Source organism: Streptomyces panaciradicis (assembly GCF_023516615.1).
Lineage (GTDB): Bacteria > Actinomycetota > Actinomycetes > Streptomycetales > Streptomycetaceae > Streptomyces > Streptomyces panaciradicis.
This window is the reverse complement of record NZ_JAMGBF010000095.1, coordinates 1-15,433: the sequence shown is the minus strand read 5'-3', so window position 1 is coordinate 15,433 and position 15,433 is coordinate 1. Positions and strand designations below refer to the sequence as shown.

The window sequence follows — 15,433 nt, the reverse complement described above, 5'->3', positions numbered from 1 at the left end:
GCTGCGCGACGGCATGCTCACCAGCCGCTGACTACTCCGGGCAGGCCCCGTCCGCAGGCCCGCGCCCCAGCCAGGTCGACGGGGCGGCGCTGCTTGCCCGCCATGGAACAGCCGCGGCGTGGATCTGGACGGAGTGCCGTCCGGTGCCGATCCCGCCTTCGACCACTCTGTCGGGCGGTGGTGGCCGGTGCCAGCGGCCATGTTCGGCTTCCGCTTGCCGCCGCAGGGTCGTCGGCGCGCCTGACCACGAGGACGGCCGCATGGTCCGCCTCCATGGGGCTGTCGTGGGACGGGACTTCGGCCCGTGGGACATGATCACGCTTCTCCAGCATGCGGGCCCAGAGGGCTTCGCTATCCAGGCGGAGCTCGTCACCGGCTACCGCCTCGCTCACTGATCGGCGCAGTCATCGCGTGCCCTGCATGGAACGGGCTGGGGCGTGGACATGGTCAGTGACCTGGCCGCGTTCCGCCGGGCTCGCGAGAGGTGGGCGAAAGCGGCCGGCCTGCTCTTTTGGTAGCGCTGCGGGCGGCTCCGTGTGGCTCATGCGCCGCCATCAATTCCCTGGACCGGTTGTGCCGCCATATCGAAGGACGTGCTCGCTTCGCTGGGAGCCGGCCTCGGCCGGACCAGCCAGACCTCGGCGGTCGGCGGGGCAATGAATCCCACCCTTCGCATCTGTGACGCCGGCAGGGCACTTCCGCCCCGCCCACCCCCGATGGCCTCGCCTAACCCGCGTGATGCTCAGAAAGCCGCGACGTAGCGGTTTCCTGAAGGCCATGAAGGAACGTGCGTGGCCTGTTGACGGGCTGGATCGTTGATCGGATGTGAGTGTGGTGCAGCGTGAGAGCGACGGTGTGGTTTTCGCTGAGCTGAGCGGCGCGTACTGGCCGGAGGGCTTCTGGTGGCAGTGTCGTAGCGTGCCAATGCCAAACTCGCCCCGATGCGGATGAGGTGATGGCGGCCGCGACGGGAGAACCGTTGCCGGCGGCGCTGGAAAAGATCACCTGGTGGCGGCTGAAAGGATCTTGCGGATCAGAAGTGAGTGCCGGCCACCTGGGTGGGGGAGGGCTTGCCGGGGACGGCCCGCCGAGCCTGGGATGGGTCGAAGTGGGCTTTCTCTGCGCGCCGTGTTGGGCGACGGTGTACGGGCCGGTCAGAAGGGGCCGGTCGGCCCACATGGGCCGAAAAGCCCCCTCCCGATGTGCTGCGGGACAGGGAAGTGAGGGCCGGGGTTCCCCGGGACCGTACCGGTTACGGAGCGGGCGGCAGGCGGCTGTGCTGCTTTTCGATCACAGCTGCTTTGTCCACGCCGGCCTGCCGCAGTGTGCGCAGAACGGTGTGCCGGGCTCCGCGCACGCTGATGGTCCCGGAGTGCTCGGTGGCAGCCCTCAGCAGGGCGTAGGCGCACGCCAGCTCGATCCGGGTCACTCCATCAAGGTTCAGCACCCAGCGCTCAGCCCTGAGCAGGCGCGGGTCAGCCGACAGTTCCTCGACCTCGCAGAGGAGGGGGAGGCCGATGTCTCCACGCAGGGTGACCTCGGCATGCCGGTCGTCGACCGCACTGACCGCGACCCCCGGCTGTGTGAAGTGAGGTTCAGAAGTCATGGAGGCCTCCCGTGCGGTGGGGATGCTTCCCCTCCAGTCTGCATCCGACGTGAGGGAGCCAGCCCGTCTGGCAACGGGGGCTCAACGCTCACAGGACCGTTCGTCTGGGTTTTGCCGTGCGCCAGATCCACTGCGGTGGCTTGCGGGCGCCTTATCGTGACCCTGTGGCGCGATGGATCCGGCCGTTTCGACCAGCGGGGACGACGCAGCCCACCGTGTCCGGCGAGCGGTCCCGGCAGGAGGCAGCAGTCGTTTCCCGTCTCGCCGCGCTGCGCACCGCGACGGCTCGGATCGGCACCACCCTGGACGAGGGTCACCACCTGGGAAGAACTGACCCGGGAGGCTGCCCTGCAGACGCGCGGTACCGCCGCCGTGCTGCGCGCTGGTGATCAGCCGGCCGGCAGGCGGTACGAGGCCGTCCGCGGCGACCCGACACTGCTGCCCGAGGCCCGATGGGCCGCAGCTGCAGCGCAGCAGGAGCCCGGAGCGATCGGGGCCGGCGAGACCCCCTCGCCGTCGGGCGGCACCCTGACCGCCCTGTGCGTGCCGGTCACCACCAGAGGCGACAGCTACGGCACGCTGGTGTGCGGCCGGGATAGGGAGCCGTTCACCCGATGGGAAGTGGAAGCGTGCGTGCTGCTGGCAGAACGCGCGGCCTCGCATATCCGCCAGGCGCGCAAGCACCAGCAGGTCAGCGGTCTCGTCGGCACGCTGCAGAGTGCTCTGCGGGTGGAGCCAGGCCGACCTCACCCCAATCTGGACATCGCCACCCGCTACCTGCCGGCCGGGCAGAGCGCCCTGGTGGGCGGCGACTGGTGCGAGACCATCCGCCTCCACTTCGGCCGGACGCTGCTCGTGGTCGGCGACGTCATGGGCCATGGGCTGGAAGCCGCGGTCGACATGACCGCCTACCGCTCCACCCTGCGCTCCACCGCCTCTGCCGATCTGCCACCGCACCGGGTTTTGCGCCAGCTCGACGACATCGCCGCCGGCGAGCCGGACCGGCGCCCGGCCACCTGCCTGATCGCACGCGTCGACCCCGCCCGCGAACAGGTCACCCTCGCCAGCGCCGGTCATCTGCCCCCAGCGGTGATCGACACCGACGGAAAGGCGTCCCTGCTCCCCGTCCCCGTCGGTCCGCCCCTGGGCACCGGCCTCGGCGGCTACCGCTCACAAACTCACCGCCTGAGCCCCTCGCAGACCCTGGTGCTGTTCACCGACGGGCTGGTCGAGCACCGTCACGAAGACATCGACCAGTCCCTGCACCGACTCACCGAGCTCACCTTCGCCACGACCACAGGACCGGAGCAGATTCTCGACACCCTGCTCTCCGACCTCGACACCGACCACGCCGAGGACGACATCGCCGTGCTGGCCGCCCGCGTACGTACGCGCACCGACACCACCCAGCAGACGCAGCACTGACTGCCGACCGCGTGAGACGGTCCCGCTCACAAGTGGCGGCCGCAATCCCCGTCCCGAGAACACTGAGGTCGGCATCGTCCTGCACGGAGGAACGACCTCACCACACCTGACGGGCCCGATATGAGGGCCAGTTGAGGGGTACAGATGCAAATGCAGGCAGTCGAACCCTCAGGCCACGAAAGGTCTGCGAGGCTCGCTGACGTTCTTGGCCCGTCCAGGTGCAGCCTTGGCCGAGCCTGAAACGGAGACTTCATTGATCAGACCGAACGGGCACTGGTGAACGGGACCCTCAGCGAGATGAGTCCTGGCCCGGAGTCGGCAGGTAGCGCCGGAAGATCCCAGATCATCGCTCGTTCCAGGCCCCCGAAGACCGGCGCCAGCAGGGGGCCTGTCGCAGCGATTCCGGCGCCTGCACCGTCGACGGTGCCAGGTGGCTTCTCCTCCCCGTCCCCGCCGACCGACGGCGCCAGTCCCTCACGCCGGCGAAGCCGCTCCAGACCAGGGCCTCCCCACGGCGGCCGGCTGAGCTGACCCACTGCCCGGCACGATCTGCGTCGACCGTCAGCCGGTGCCGCCCTTCACCACGAAGCGCTGCGGTGCCCGGCTGAAGGCCGGACCGGCCCACCGGGCGCCAACAAATGCCGCAGGGGGTCGTGCACGTGTGCCCCTGACAGGTTTCATCCGCTGGACGATTCCTTGAGCATGATGCGCGCCTTGCGTTCGACCAGCACGGGAACGAACTCGCGTACGGGTCGATCTGCGAACGACGCATGCGCCTTGGCGACCGCCTCTTCGACCTCGATTCGGCTGTGCGTGGCGCTGTAGGCGCTGCTCAGGCGTTCCACGACCGCACGGATGGCGTCGTCTTCCCGGTCCCTGTCTGCCACAGTGTCACCTGCTTGAAGGAGTGCGCTTCCGTCTGTGCTGAAATGCTTGCGCGTGAGTTTGCCGCTGTGATGATCATCGCACTCGGTACGCGGGGCGTCAGCGGGAACCGACCACGCTTGCTGAACCCGGAGGGCGAGGATGATCAATGGAAGCCCGCTCGCAGGCTTCCACAACGTCCTGATGCAGAGCCGATTCCCGCCAAAGCTGGAAAGGCCGGCGCGAGGCGCAGCAACCGTGGGCGTCGATTACGGGGGTGGCGGCGCACTGCCATCCTTCCGCGCGGTGTGCCGACGGTTCGTTTCGGACGTGCTCCCCGCACGAGCCGGGCCGTAGTCCTGCGCTGGACGGGATCAGGCGCCGTCACGGGTCCTGCGGCGCCGGCGACGCAGACGCGATCCGATGCGTGTGTGAGTGGCGTGGTGTTTGGCCGTTGCCGCGGTAAGGCAGCGGCTGCACGGCATGGTGTTGGGACCCGGCCAGACGCGCGCATGGGCCTGCAGGGCCAGGCTGGTCAAGGTGGCCAGCAGGTCGATGTCGTCGTCGCAGTCGAGATGAATGCCCACCCACGCCGATCCTGGAAGCAGTCGGATGGCGGTGGACCGGCTCAGCTCCGGGTGCAGCCGCAGTATGACTGCCCGTGTCAGATGAAGATCGGCATCATGCTCGCTGTGGAAGTGCACGATCTCAACATCGGTGGTGCGCAGCGCCTGCCCGACACCGCACGTCGGGATGGCCCTGACGAGATCGGGCCATTCTTCCAGCTGATCCATCGCGCGCTGCGCCGCGTCCATACTCAAATCCTGGCTCGTGGCAGGGTCCAGGGCTACCCTCCGGCATCCCGGAGCCGTTAAGCGATTCTTCACAAATCCGCTGGTGGGTGCTGCACGTCCAGCGAAAACGACAACCTGCATCACTGCAGCCCCTGGACACAGCCCGCTCTCGGCCGGTGTGGACGTCGATGATCAGGCACGGCCGTTCACTCAGCGGCCAGAGCAGAACATCGTCTCGGTGCGCTCTGCGCCCCCACGCGGTGCCGTACCAGGTGCCGACGAGGCGGGTCTGCCCGGCTTCCGGCGGTGCACAAGCGCCACGTCATTCAACGGTTTGGGTATCTGAGATCTGGTCCATGCCGGATTTGATCTTGGATCGCTGCCGCCGGTATCGGCGGCGCCGGCATCAAGGGTTTCGACTGAATCGCATGGCTCATCTCCATCGCCCTTGCCGTCCTCGGCCGCGCCAAGGCGCGCCGCTGAACACGAGCTGATCACAGGCAGGAGCTGTGCCAGACGGTTGACACCAGCAGCCGATGGAATCCCACGCCGCCCTCCGGCGCGCCCGGCTGGACGCCAGGCGTCACCCGCCTGGCCACCGTAAAGGGCTCGCTCGTCTCGGCTGTGGTCGTATGGGAGCGTTCCTGCACGCCGACCGGGAAGCTGACGATGCACGAAATGTGGTGGGGTCCAGACCTCTCAAGGGAACCGGCGTGGCACGTCCTGGCGGCCGACAAGACCTCCACGTTGTGCGGCGTGGACAAGCCGGACGAGCCCAGCAAGCAAGAGCCGACGGACAAGCACTGCTTCCCCTGCATGGAGGCGTTTCAGGCAACCATGGCGTGACTCTTCTTCCCCAGCCGGCCTTCGCCCTTCGACGCATTGTCTGGGGCCTCGGTAACCAGACCTTCGTAACGTCTCCACCAGAGGCTTCGTGTGCTTGTCTGCCCGTCCGGCGTGGACGTGTCCACCTCTGCCCCTCGCTTGTTGTCTGCCCAGCTCCGCCAGCAGCTCGCCCCGACTCTCGCGGAGGCGGCCCGGACGGCATCGACAGGACGGAAAACGCTCAAGCACAGGAAGCTCCAGGCAGACAGGTTTGACGCCCCGTCTACCAGGAGCTTCACCTCTTCCCGCACAGAGCTCCCACATCAACTCACGCCGGGATCAGCAAGGTTGGAAAGCCTCAGTGCGTCAGCTTCAGGCCAGCCACGCATCCAACGATGCCGGCCAGCAGCACCAGTTTCAGCAGGCTGGCAGATTCACCGTCGACGAGCATGGCGTACGTCGCGGTGAGCACCGCACCAATTCCGACCCAGACTGCGTAGCCGGTGCCCACGGGCACCGTCCGAAGCGCGAAGGCCAGACCCGTCATACTCAGTACCAGCCCGAGGCCGAAAACGGCACTTGGCAGGGGGCGGGTGAAGCCCTCCGATTTGCCTAGCGCCGTCGCCCATATTGCTTCCAGCACACCGGACATCACCAGAACGATCCACGCCATGACAGACTCCTCCGCGTCGTCTTGTCATGACTGGGTACGGCGCACCTCGTCCAGGAGCCTGTCGGGCTCTGCCATCTACGATCTCACGTCACCCGGTACGCCTGGCATGTCCAGGTGGATGGTTTTCGTCACCAAGAAGCGGCAGACCGCCTCACATCAGGAGCGGCGAACTGACTGGCATGATCGGCTCCCGTCAGGATGCGCTCACGCATTGCTGATCAGTGCAATCGGCAGGTTGAAAAGGCTCAGATACTGCGCTTGAAGACGGCTTTGCGGAGGTCGCGTGGTTGTCATGGTTGCGAGGTGTCCGGGGGAGGTGGAAGTGGGCGGGAATCGTGCTGTTCGCGCTGGGCTTCGCCCCGCTGATGCAGCCCACTTGGTACGAGATCGCCTCCATCGGCGTGCCGGCTGCTCTGGCCGCTTCTTTGGCGGTGGCGGCGGACCGGTGGCCGCGGCTGCCCAGGGCGCGGGGCACGGCCAGGAGCAGATGACCAGCTTCTACCGCGACGAGACGACGAATGTGGATCTGCCGCGGTGGGCGCTGTTTTGCAGCTGGGTGGTCTTCACCCTCGGCACCGTTTGGCCTGGCCGGTGCTGCTGTCTCACCCTGCCGCCCGTAGGCGCAGGGCTGTGACGGACCAGTCGATCAGCGGAGCGAGGCGTTCCGGTGGCGGCCAGTCGTTGATCAGCGCGAGCAGTTGGAAGTACTGGTCCCTGCGTGGATCGCCTGCGGCTTCCAGGCGGTGCAGCAGCCATCGGTACAACTCGGCGTCATGGGGCGGGCGGTAGACACGCGCGCACCGGGCGGTGAGCGCCGCGACGACGGAATCGGCCTGGGACGAATCAGGGTTGATGCCGGACGCCACGGCCGGCGCCACGAGATCACGAGCAATGGCGAAGATGTCCGGGCGCGGAGGGGTGGGAGTGCCGGCGGGCAGGCAGGCCATGTGCTCGTCGGCCAGGCGCCGCTCACTGGCGCGGAAGTCGGGGTCCAGGGACAGTTCGGCCAGCTCCACCCATGCCCTTACCTGCTCGTCGGTGGGGTTGTCGGGGAGCTCGGGCGTCATGGAACGCCGAGCTGCGGCCAGCGGGGAGCCGTTGGGCGGGCCGTCGAAGACGGTGTCGAGGAAGTCGTCGATCAGGTGTCGACGCTCGGCTTGGGACAGAGTGGCCAACTGGTGCATGAGTTCCATCTCCTTGGGTGTGGGCTCGCGTCGTGCGGCGGCCGTCAACACCGCCCGTCGCAGGCGCAGGATGCGGATCTGCACGTCCAGCGCCGAGGCGTGCTCCGCGGCGACTTCGCCGAGCGTGAGTTCCTGATCCACGACCCGCCGGATCACGTCGAGGCCGAGTCCCAGTTCTCGTAGGGTCCGCACAAACGCAAGGCGGGCGACGGTCTCCGGGGTGTACCGCCGGTAGCCGGCGTGGCTGCGGTCGGCCGGCGTCACGATGCCGCGATCGGAGTAGAACCGGATCGTCTTGACCGTCAGCCCGGTGCGCTGGGCCAGTTCACCGATCGAGTAGAGGTTGCCGCCGTCCATGTGCCCACTTTCCTGTCTCCCCCTGCAGGAGACTCAAGTCTGCCCTCCACGTCTCCGCGTTCCCGACTGCTCAGGACCTCGGTTGCGCCGCGCGTGCAGTGGTCCCTTGATGCCGGGGCGGCACGACGTCGGGCGGCAGTGCAGCGGCTTCGATCATCGCGGGGCGCCCGCGTCAGTGACCCCGGGCCCCGTCCACCGGAGTGTCGGCAAGAGTTCACCGCTCGTACGTGCTCCGGCTGATGGCCGGGTCGGCCTGGGGCGTCAGACTCCGGCCGGGCCGATCACCGGCTGCTGTCCGCGCCTGTCGCGGGCCGCACCGATGCCCCCATGCCGGCCGCTGAGCTGTTGTGTCTTCGGCCCGCCCGGGCCGCTCGTCCCCGAGGGAGAATCCCATGAGTTCGTGGCGCCACATCGTGTCGGCCACCGCGGCCCTGAGCCTGCTCACGCTCGCCGTGTCCGCCGAAAGCGCCTCGGCCGGTCCCCGCGCCGCCGACACCGTCACCGGCATGCATGACGCTCCGTTCACCTTCGCGGTGATCGGCGACATGCCCTACGGCGACGCCGAGATCGCCGACTTCCCGCATGTCATCAGCCAGATCAACGCCGACCCCGACGTCTCGTTCGTCTCCCACCTCGGAGACATCAAGAACGGATCGACGGTGTGCAGCGACTCGTACTTCCAGATGATCAAGTCGGAGTTCGACCAGTTCGAGGACCCGCTGGTGTACACGGTGGGCGACAACGAGTGGACCGACTGCCACCGACCGAACAACGGCTCCTACAACCCGCTGGAGCGCCTCGCGAAGATCCGCCAGGTGTTCTTCGCCCGCCCGGGCTTCACCCTCGGCCACAACAGCGTGCGGGTGACCTCGCAGGCCGACGAGGGCGTCCCGGAGAACGTCCGCTACACCCGCGCCGGCGTCGCGTTCGCCGCGTTCGACGTGGTGGGCAGCAACAACAGCATGGCGCCGTGGACCGGCAACACCCAGCCCACTCCCGAGCAGGCCACCGAAGTGCTGTCCCGTACGGCGTCGGTGATCGAGTCCATCCGCGACACCTTCGCCGCGGCCCGCCACCGTCACGACCGTGCCGTGGCCCTGATGATGCAGGCCGACATGTTCGACCCGACCGTCAGTGACCCCTCGTACGCCGACTACTACGCCTTCCAGCCGATCGTCGCCGCGATCGCCCGCGAGTCGGCCGCCTTCGACGGTCCGGTCTATCTCTTCAACGGCGACAGCCACCTCTACAACAGCGACCAGCCGCTGGCCGCCGGTTCGTCGTGGCTGGCCTTCTACCACCTCACCGACGCCGTGCCGAACCTGCACCGCATCACCGTCGACGGCTCCAGCAACGCCAAGGACTACCTGAAGGTCACCGTCCAGCCGCACAACCCCCAGGTCCTCAGCTGGACCAGGGTCCCCCTGGCCGCTTCCGGCTCCTGACACAGGGAACGTCGAGGGGGACAGACAAAGGGCGTGGGGTCCCGGACTCGGCCGGGACCCCAGGTTCGGTCAGGACATCAAGTGGGCTCTCGCCGCGACCATGTCCCGATCCATCGGTCTCCTTCGTCCCCGGCACAACGCGCCGGCAGCCGATGACGGATGCCGGCCCGTTGGCCGGAGAGTGGATCACGACGAGCCTGCGGGCACCGCGCCGCCCTCAACAAGCCCGTACGGGCGTGCGCTTCGTCCTAACGAAGGCTCCGCCGACCGACTGCCGTTCGCTCCAGGAAGGCGAGTTGGGCGGTCTTCTCGGGCAGGTGGACGTCGGGGACGTCGATCTCCGGCAGGACGACGACCGGTCCCGCCTCGAAGCCCTGCCGCAGGAAACGGGCGATGGCCTTCTCGTTGCGTACATCGGGGTCGACGACGATCCTGTGCCGATCCAGCCCCGGCAGTACGTACGCGGTCACGACCGCGAGGAGCGACCGCGACCATCCCGGCCGTGCTCCGCCCTCACCCGCGGGCGCGAGCAGCAGATGCACCCCGATGTCTCCCTCCTGCACCTCGTAGCACTCGCCGACACGGTCGGCGCCCGGCTCGTAGGTCTGGAGCAGCGCGACCGGTTCACCGTCCTTGACGACCAGGAAGGCATGATGGGTGTCGAGCCCGGCCATGTGCGCGTAGATCTCGGCGACCAGTTCTCGGCCGAGCCCGTTCATGCCCCAGAACACGGCCCGTTCCTCGGCCACCCACCCGTGCACGACGTCCGCGTCCGCGTGCGGGTCGAGGCGCAGGACGCGGACGGTGCCGAAACGGTCGAGGTGCTGCTCGTGGACGGCGGCACGGGCGTCGTACAGCTCAGACATCGCTCTCCTTGGTGAGCTCTTCGAAGTCGGTGACGACCGGGACCAGATCTCCCCTGACCCACAGGGGGAGTTGATCGCGGTGATGCGGTGAGTCCGGGGCTCCCGAGGCCCCGAGAGGCACCACCCACCGGCTGTCCTCCCGCCGTGCCAGGTCCCACACGTAACGGGCGGCGGGTCCCCGCGCGCTCAGATCGGTCAGGCCGGGTACGGACGAGGTGCACAGCACGCAGTCGTGATCACCGGCGAGTTTCGGTTCGTCGTCCGGGGAGGTGGTGGTGAGCGCCCGCCAGGGGGCGAGCCGGTGGCTCTCGCCCCAGGGGGCGGCCGGTGGCCGGGCGGCCACCTCCTCCAGTGCCGCCGCTACGACCGCCGGCCGGTCGACGCCGTACAACTCCTCAGCACGCAGCAGGTGTTCGAGGGCGAACGCGATCCGGGGCAGCAGGGCGAGCCAGGGAAGGAGAATGTCCGGGCAGGCGGGCGCGGTGGCCAGCGCGGCGAACGCCGGGTGGGCGGCGAGCCGCCGTACGACCGCGCCGCGCACGGCCGCGTAGGCGGCCGCCTCGGTGCTCGCCGCGTCCATCCGGCAATCCCAGCGCAGGAGGTGGTCGCGGAGGGCGGCCGCCTCGGGGGACAGGTCATTGAGGGCCCGCAGATGGTCCAACAGGGGCGCGGCGGAGCCGAGATGGGTGTCCATGTGGATCGCGGGCATGTCGGCGGGCGACCAGTGTTCCCTCTCCGCCAGCAGGGCGGCGATGCGCTCGGCGCGGTGGGGCGGGGCGAACTCGACGCCGAGGGGCGTGGCCAGGCCTCGCTGGTTGGCCATCACCGCGACGGCACCGGCGGGTTCGGCTCGGTGTGTCTCGTGCCAGCCCTGCCACTCGTGTCCGGGCTCCCAGGCGAGGACGATCCGAGTGCGGTTGGCCTCGGAGCGCAGCGGCACACGACCGGCGACCCGGTGCAGCACCCCGCCCTCGGTGTCCGCGGCCAGGACGACGTTGACGGGCTCGGCCCACAGATCGAGGGCCTTGTCGACGTCGGTGGTCCGCCGGGCGCGCAGGAGCGGGAGCAGGGCGCCGAAGCCGAGGTCTCCGGTCACCCGGGGCGGGTAGCGCAGGGCCAGGGCCAGCGGCTCGTCGTCGGCTATGCCGCCTTCGAGGCCTTCCGGCCCCCCGGCGATCACGGGTCCGCGCTCCGTCTCGATGACCTCGACCTCGGCGGGCGCCTCCCCGGCGACCTGAACGGTCTCCACGCGCCGGAACGCCCGTCGCCACACCCCGTCCGGGCCGAGGGCCTCGACGCCCGCACCGGTCCGCCGCAACCGCTCCCGGTAGAGGTCCTGGTAGTCGGCCATGGCGTTGGTGATGGCCCAGGCGACCGTGCCGGTGTGGCCGAAGTGGGCGATGCCGGGGATCCCGGGGACGGCGAGGCCGACGACGTCGAAGTCGGGGCAGGCGAGGTGGATCTGCTGGTAGACGCCGGGGTCCTCGATGAAGCGGTGCGGGTCGCCGGCGATGATCGCCTGTCCGGTCGTGGTCCGCGCCCCGCCGACCAGCCAGCCGTTGCTGCCGGCAGTGCCGGGCCCGTCCGTGGCGAACAGTCCCACCGCCCGCGGGCCGAGGTGCCGTACCGCCTGCTCCCGCCAGAGCTTGGCCGGGAACCCGGCGAACAGGATGTGCGTGGCGAGCCAGACGCCGAGCGGGGTCCAGGGCTCCCAGTGGCCGGGGGAGAGGCCGGCACGGGCGAACTCCGGGGCGGCGGTGGCGGGCAGTTCCTGGTTGACGCCGTCGACGTACGCCCGGACCCACCGCGCCGTCTCGGGTTCACGTTCCTCCAGCGCGGCCCAGCAGCGCCGGGCCGTGTCGTCGAGGCGCGCGCGTCGGGCGAACAGGTCCCAGGGAAGCGCCTGCGGTCCGAGGAAGGACGCCGAGGTGCCCTGCGCCCGGTGCCGCTCGACCTCCAGTTGCCAGGCCCGATCACGGGCGGTGACCACGCCCTGGGCGCGGGCGAGTTCGTGAACGCCGTCGGCCCGCAGGTGCGGGATGCCCCAGGCGTCCCGGTGGATCTCGGAACCCACCCGACCTCCATTTTTAGGTAAGCCTTGCCTAATCTTTCGTTCGGTATCGTACGGGGTGGCGCGGCACGGCCAACCCCTGCCCCCGGATGCTTCCCAGCGCCGGAAGGCTCCGCCGCCCGTGTGTGGCCGCAGAGCGGTTACCGGCGTACGCGCCGGATGCGGACGCGTCCGCGTGCCTCGGACTCCTTGCCGGGCCGGCCACCCTGGGTCACTTCGACTTCGCCGACCGCCACCTGACGCCATGCCGCCCGACGGACCGGTTCCGTCGGCTACCCCCGCTCCATGAAGCGAACCGCGCGCGGTTCCGACGGCGTTCACCCGCAGCCCCTGTCCGGTGCCCACGCAGCAGGTCACCGAGATCGAGCACGAGGGACGGGAGGCGGTCTTCTACAGCACGTAGTACCTCCCGGTAGGGTGGGCAGCCGAGCAGGAAGGCGGTGAAGCAGGTGGGCGACCGACGGAGCGGGGACGGCGGCGGGGTGACCGGCAGAAGGGCGCGAGGGGAGCTGGAGAGCGGTGTCCTCGCCGCTCTGTGGGCAGCGAAGGAGCCGCTGACCGCTCGGCAGGTCCTGGAGCGGCTCCCTGGGGACCTCGCCTACACGACGGTACTGACGATCCTGTCGCGTCTGTACGACAAGGGGATGCTCGTACGTCATTCCGTGGGGCGCGGCAACGCCTATGCGCCCGTCCGGGACGAGGCCACGGAGACGGCCGTACGGATGCACAGCCTGCTGGAGCGTGGCTCGGACCGGGAGGCGGTGTTGTCCCGCTTCGTGTCCGAGCTGTCGCGGGAGGACGAGCAGTTGCTGCACCGTCTGCTGGGCGAGCAGGACACCGGCCGCGACGACGGGCAGTGAGCGGTGACGATCAGCGTCTATGTCCCCCTCGTGGTCACCGTGGTCCTCGCGGTCCTCGCTCCTCGGACGGTTCGGCAGCGCGCACCGCGGCCCGCCGCCTGGTTCCTGGCGTGCGCGGCCGTGGTGACGGTGACCGGCTGGCTCGGCTCGCTGGCCCTGTTGGCGTTCACCGGCTTCGCGCAGATCCCGGAGGTCGCGGAGGAGGGCCACTGGTCGGTGGCCGCGCTGCGCACTCACGACCCGGTGTTCCTGTCCGTCGCGTCCGTCAGCGCCTTGGCCCTGGTGGCCGGGCTGATGTCGCTGGGTGTGGCGGCCGTACGGCAGGTCCGGCACCTCGTGTGGGCTCGCCGGGAATGCGGCCGGGTGCCCGGAGACACCGAACTGGCGGTGCTCGACGACGACGTTCCGCAGGCATTCGCGCTGCCCGGGGCGCCTGGGCGGATCGTGGTGTCCCGGGGGATGCTGCGCTGCCTCGGGGACGCGGAGCGGGAGGCGTTGCTGGCGCACGAACGGGCCCATCTCCGCGGCCGCCACCACCTGTTCCAGACAGTGTGGCGACTGACGGCGGCCGTCAATCCGCTGCTGCGACCGTTGGCCGAGGCGGGCGGGTTCGCCTTGGAGCGTTGGGCCGACGAGGAGGCCGCCGACCGCGTCGGCAGCCGTACGGTCGTCGCCCGCGCCGTCGGACGGGCGGCGCTCGCGTCCGCGGCCGTGACGCGGCCTGCCGCCCTGGCCGCGACCGGCGGGGCGGTGCCCCAGCGGGTGCAGGCCCTGCTGTCTCCGCCGCCTCCGCGTCGCTCCCTGCCCTTCGTGGCAGGCGCACTCCTGCTCACGCTGTGCTGCCTCAGCCTGGCCAACGCCGCCTCGGACAGCGAGAGCCTGGTCGACACCGCGGAACGCGCGCAGTGCACCACGGACGCCGGGGCGACCGGTACGGCCGGGGCCGGGTGCCCGCTGCATGAGCCGGCACCTTGTTGCGATCACCATGGAGCCGACGATCACTGAAGGCATCCGGAGCCGCTGGGGGAGTCCTCGGCGAGGCGCCGGGAGTACGCCGAATGCGCCGACCGGACCTTTGGCAGGGCCGTCCGGCGCGTCGGCGTGCAGGTGTTACGGGAGGTGAACGAGCGGGGTGGCTGAGATCAGCAGCGGACCGGCCGACCCCCGCACGTCGTATGCCGGGTTACGAGCGCTCGGCCCTGAGCATCGCCGGGAACGCTTCACGCAGGGCTTCGCGCCAGTCCCGGATCGGCTGTGCCCCTGCGGCTGCCCAGCGGTCGTGTCCGAGGACGCTGTAACTCGGCCGGGGGGCCGGGCGAAGGTAGGTGCCGCTCGTTGTCGGGCGGACTCGCCCGGCGTCCGCGTCGAGCAGCCCGAAGATCTCCCGGGCCAGGTCGAACCATGTGGTCTCACCGCTGCTGGTGCCGTGGTAGATCCCGGCCGGGGCGACGCCGTGCAGGGCGGAGCGGCCGAGGCGGACGAGCCGGTCGGCGAGGTCGACGGTCCAGGTGGGCTGGCCGCGCTGGTCGTCGACCACGTCGAGAGTGTCCTTGACGCTCTCCAACTTGATCATCGTACGGACGAAGTTGCTGCCGCCGGCTCCGTACAGCCATGCCGTGCGTACCACGTAGCCCGTGTCGGGGAGGGCGGACAGGACGGCCTGCTCGCCGACGAGTTTGGTGCGGCCGTAGGCACTTCGTGGAGCCGTGGGAGCGTCCTCCGCGTAGGGCGAGTCGGCGTCGCCCGCGAAGACGTAGTCCGTGGAGACCTGGAGCAGTTGGGCGCCCGTCCCGGCGCAGGCCGCTGCCAGGTTCCGGGGGCCGTGGCCGTTGATGCGCAGGGCATCGGCCTCCTGGGTTTCCGCGTCGTCGACGGCGGTCCAGGCGGCGCAGTTGACGATCACGTCCGGCCGGTGCTCCGCGACGGCGTCGTGCACCGCGTCCGGGTCCGTGATGTCGAGGTCTCCGCGGGTCAGGCCCACGACGTTCTCTCTATCCGCCGTCAGGCGGTCCATGAGGTCCGTGCCGAGCATGCCGCCCGCGCCGGTGATCAGCCAGGTGGATGTCACAGTGCCGCGCGCTCCTTCAGGGGCTCCCACCAGTGGCGGTTGTCCCGGTACCAGGCGACGGTCTCGGCGAGGCCGGTGGCGAAGTCCTTGCGGGGGACGTAGCCCAGTTCCGTACGGATCTTGGTGCAGTCCACGGAGTAGCGGCGGTCATGGCCCTTGCGGTCGGTGACGTACTCGACGCTGTCCCAGCCGGCGTCGCAGGCCTGCAGCAGGAGCGAGGTGAGTTCCTTGTTCGACAGTTCGGTGCCGCCGCCGATGTTGTAGACCTCGCCGGCGCGTCCCCGGGTGCGCACCAGGTCGATGCCCTGGACGTGGTCGTCGATGTGCAGCCAGTCGCGGACGTTGCCGCCGTCGCCGTAGAGCGGGACCTTCTTGCCGTCCAGCAGGTTCGTGAT

General features: G+C 69.7%; 14 protein-coding genes, 1 pseudogene and 1 riboswitch. Of the genes and pseudogenes, 5 read left to right on the top strand and 10 right to left on the bottom strand.

Annotated features, from left to right (window positions below):
• Positions 1-1,252: 1,252 nt before the first annotated feature.
• Complete coding sequence (locus M8J74_RS28175; protein ID WP_249839137.1) at positions 1,253-1,606, bottom strand: STAS domain-containing protein; 354 nt, start codon at positions 1,604-1,606, stop codon at positions 1,253-1,255.
• Between the two features lie 372 nt (positions 1,607-1,978).
• On the opposite strand from M8J74_RS28175, the gene M8J74_RS28170 reads away from it, so the two are divergent.
• Positions 1,979-3,031 (top strand): PP2C family protein-serine/threonine phosphatase, encoded by a 1,053-nt coding sequence (locus tag M8J74_RS28170; protein WP_249839136.1) that lies wholly within the window; start codon positions 1,979-1,981, stop codon positions 3,029-3,031.
• 677 nt (positions 3,032-3,708) lie between these two features.
• Here the strand turns inward: M8J74_RS28170 and M8J74_RS28165 are convergent.
• The 3 genes from M8J74_RS28165 to M8J74_RS28155 form a co-directional block, all read right to left on the bottom strand.
• A complete protein-coding gene (locus tag M8J74_RS28165; RefSeq protein ID WP_249839135.1) occupies positions 3,709-3,918 on the bottom strand; it encodes a three-helix bundle dimerization domain-containing protein in 210 nt (69 codons plus the stop codon).
• Positions 3,919-4,269: 351 nt separating this feature from the next.
• Positions 4,270-4,710: a luciferase domain-containing protein gene (locus M8J74_RS28160; protein ID WP_249839134.1), complete on the bottom strand. Its 441-nt coding sequence runs from the start codon at positions 4,708-4,710 to the stop codon at positions 4,270-4,272.
• A gap of 1,162 nt (positions 4,711-5,872) precedes the next feature.
• Positions 5,873-6,187 carry a DMT family transporter gene (locus tag M8J74_RS28155; RefSeq protein ID WP_249839133.1) on the bottom strand — a complete coding sequence of 105 codons (315 nt, stop codon included), beginning with the start codon at positions 6,185-6,187 and terminating at the stop codon, positions 5,873-5,875.
• Between the two features lie 10 nt (positions 6,188-6,197).
• Positions 6,198-6,259, bottom strand: a riboswitch (guanidine-III (ykkC-III) riboswitch).
• Between the two features lie 263 nt (positions 6,260-6,522).
• On the opposite strand from M8J74_RS28155, the gene M8J74_RS28150 reads away from it, so the two are divergent.
• Positions 6,523-6,678, top strand: a complete 156-nt coding sequence (locus M8J74_RS28150; RefSeq protein ID WP_249839132.1) for a hypothetical protein — start codon at positions 6,523-6,525, stop codon at positions 6,676-6,678.
• Positions 6,679-6,789: 111 nt separating this feature from the next.
• Here M8J74_RS28150 and M8J74_RS28145 read toward each other — a convergent pair whose 3' ends face one another.
• The gene (locus M8J74_RS28145; RefSeq protein ID WP_249839131.1) at positions 6,790-7,728 is read right to left on the bottom strand and encodes a MerR family transcriptional regulator; all 939 of its coding nucleotides are present in this window, start codon (positions 7,726-7,728) and stop codon (positions 6,790-6,792) included.
• Between the two features lie 392 nt (positions 7,729-8,120).
• On the opposite strand from M8J74_RS28145, the gene M8J74_RS28140 reads away from it, so the two are divergent.
• Positions 8,121-9,173, top strand: a complete 1,053-nt coding sequence (locus tag M8J74_RS28140) for a metallophosphoesterase (protein ID WP_249839130.1) — start codon at positions 8,121-8,123, stop codon at positions 9,171-9,173.
• Positions 9,174-9,421: 248 nt separating this feature from the next.
• Here the strand turns inward: M8J74_RS28140 and M8J74_RS28135 are convergent, their stop codons facing one another.
• From M8J74_RS28135 to M8J74_RS28125, 3 genes and pseudogenes are all read right to left on the bottom strand, one after another.
• Positions 9,422-10,039, bottom strand: a complete 618-nt coding sequence (locus M8J74_RS28135; RefSeq protein WP_249839129.1) for a GNAT family N-acetyltransferase — start codon at positions 10,037-10,039, stop codon at positions 9,422-9,424.
• The gene (locus M8J74_RS28130) at positions 10,032-12,113 is read right to left on the bottom strand and encodes a penicillin acylase family protein (protein WP_249839128.1); all 2,082 of its coding nucleotides are present in this window, start codon (positions 12,111-12,113) and stop codon (positions 10,032-10,034) included. Before M8J74_RS28130 ends, M8J74_RS28135 begins: the two co-directional genes overlap by 8 nt.
• Before the next feature lie 137 nt (positions 12,114-12,250).
• Positions 12,251-12,376: pseudogene (locus M8J74_RS28125) on the bottom strand (DUF3253 domain-containing protein); the annotation flags it as partial.
• Positions 12,377-12,559: 183 nt separating this feature from the next.
• On the opposite strand from M8J74_RS28125, the gene M8J74_RS28120 reads away from it, so the two are divergent.
• Positions 12,560-12,970, top strand: coding sequence for a BlaI/MecI/CopY family transcriptional regulator (locus tag M8J74_RS28120; RefSeq protein WP_249839127.1), 411 nt, complete (start codon positions 12,560-12,562; stop codon positions 12,968-12,970).
• Between the two features lie 3 nt (positions 12,971-12,973).
• Positions 12,974-13,975 carry a M56 family metallopeptidase gene (locus M8J74_RS28115; protein ID WP_249839126.1) on the top strand — a complete coding sequence of 334 codons (1,002 nt, stop codon included), beginning with the start codon at positions 12,974-12,976 and terminating at the stop codon, positions 13,973-13,975.
• Positions 13,976-14,153: 178 nt separating this feature from the next.
• Here the strand turns inward: M8J74_RS28115 and rfbD are convergent, their stop codons facing one another.
• Entirely contained in the window at positions 14,154-15,002 is an 849-nt protein-coding gene (gene rfbD / locus M8J74_RS28110; protein WP_372500298.1) for a dTDP-4-dehydrorhamnose reductase, read from the bottom strand.
• 32 nt (positions 15,003-15,034) lie between these two features.
• Positions 15,035-15,433 (bottom strand): GDP-mannose 4,6-dehydratase (locus tag M8J74_RS28105; protein WP_249839124.1); only part of this gene is annotated, 399 nt, incomplete at its 5' end.

Coding starts and splice junctions, on each gene's coding strand:
- rfbD (WP_372500298.1), bottom strand. CDS start 15,002: ATGCTCGGCACGGACCTCATGGACCGCCTGACGGCGGATAGAGAGAAC.
- M8J74_RS28135 (WP_249839129.1), bottom strand. CDS start 10,039: ATGTCTGAGCTGTACGACGCCCGTGCCGCCGTCCACGAGCAGCACCTC.
- M8J74_RS28145 (WP_249839131.1), bottom strand. CDS start 7,728: ATGGACGGCGGCAACCTCTACTCGATCGGTGAACTGGCCCAGCGCACC.
- M8J74_RS28140 (WP_249839130.1), top strand. CDS start 8,121: ATGAGTTCGTGGCGCCACATCGTGTCGGCCACCGCGGCCCTGAGCCTG.
- M8J74_RS28160 (WP_249839134.1), bottom strand. CDS start 4,710: ATGGACGCGGCGCAGCGCGCGATGGATCAGCTGGAAGAATGGCCCGAT.
- M8J74_RS28175 (WP_249839137.1), bottom strand. CDS start 1,606: ATGACTTCTGAACCTCACTTCACACAGCCGGGGGTCGCGGTCAGTGCG.
- M8J74_RS28155 (WP_249839133.1), bottom strand. CDS start 6,187: ATGGCGTGGATCGTTCTGGTGATGTCCGGTGTGCTGGAAGCAATATGG.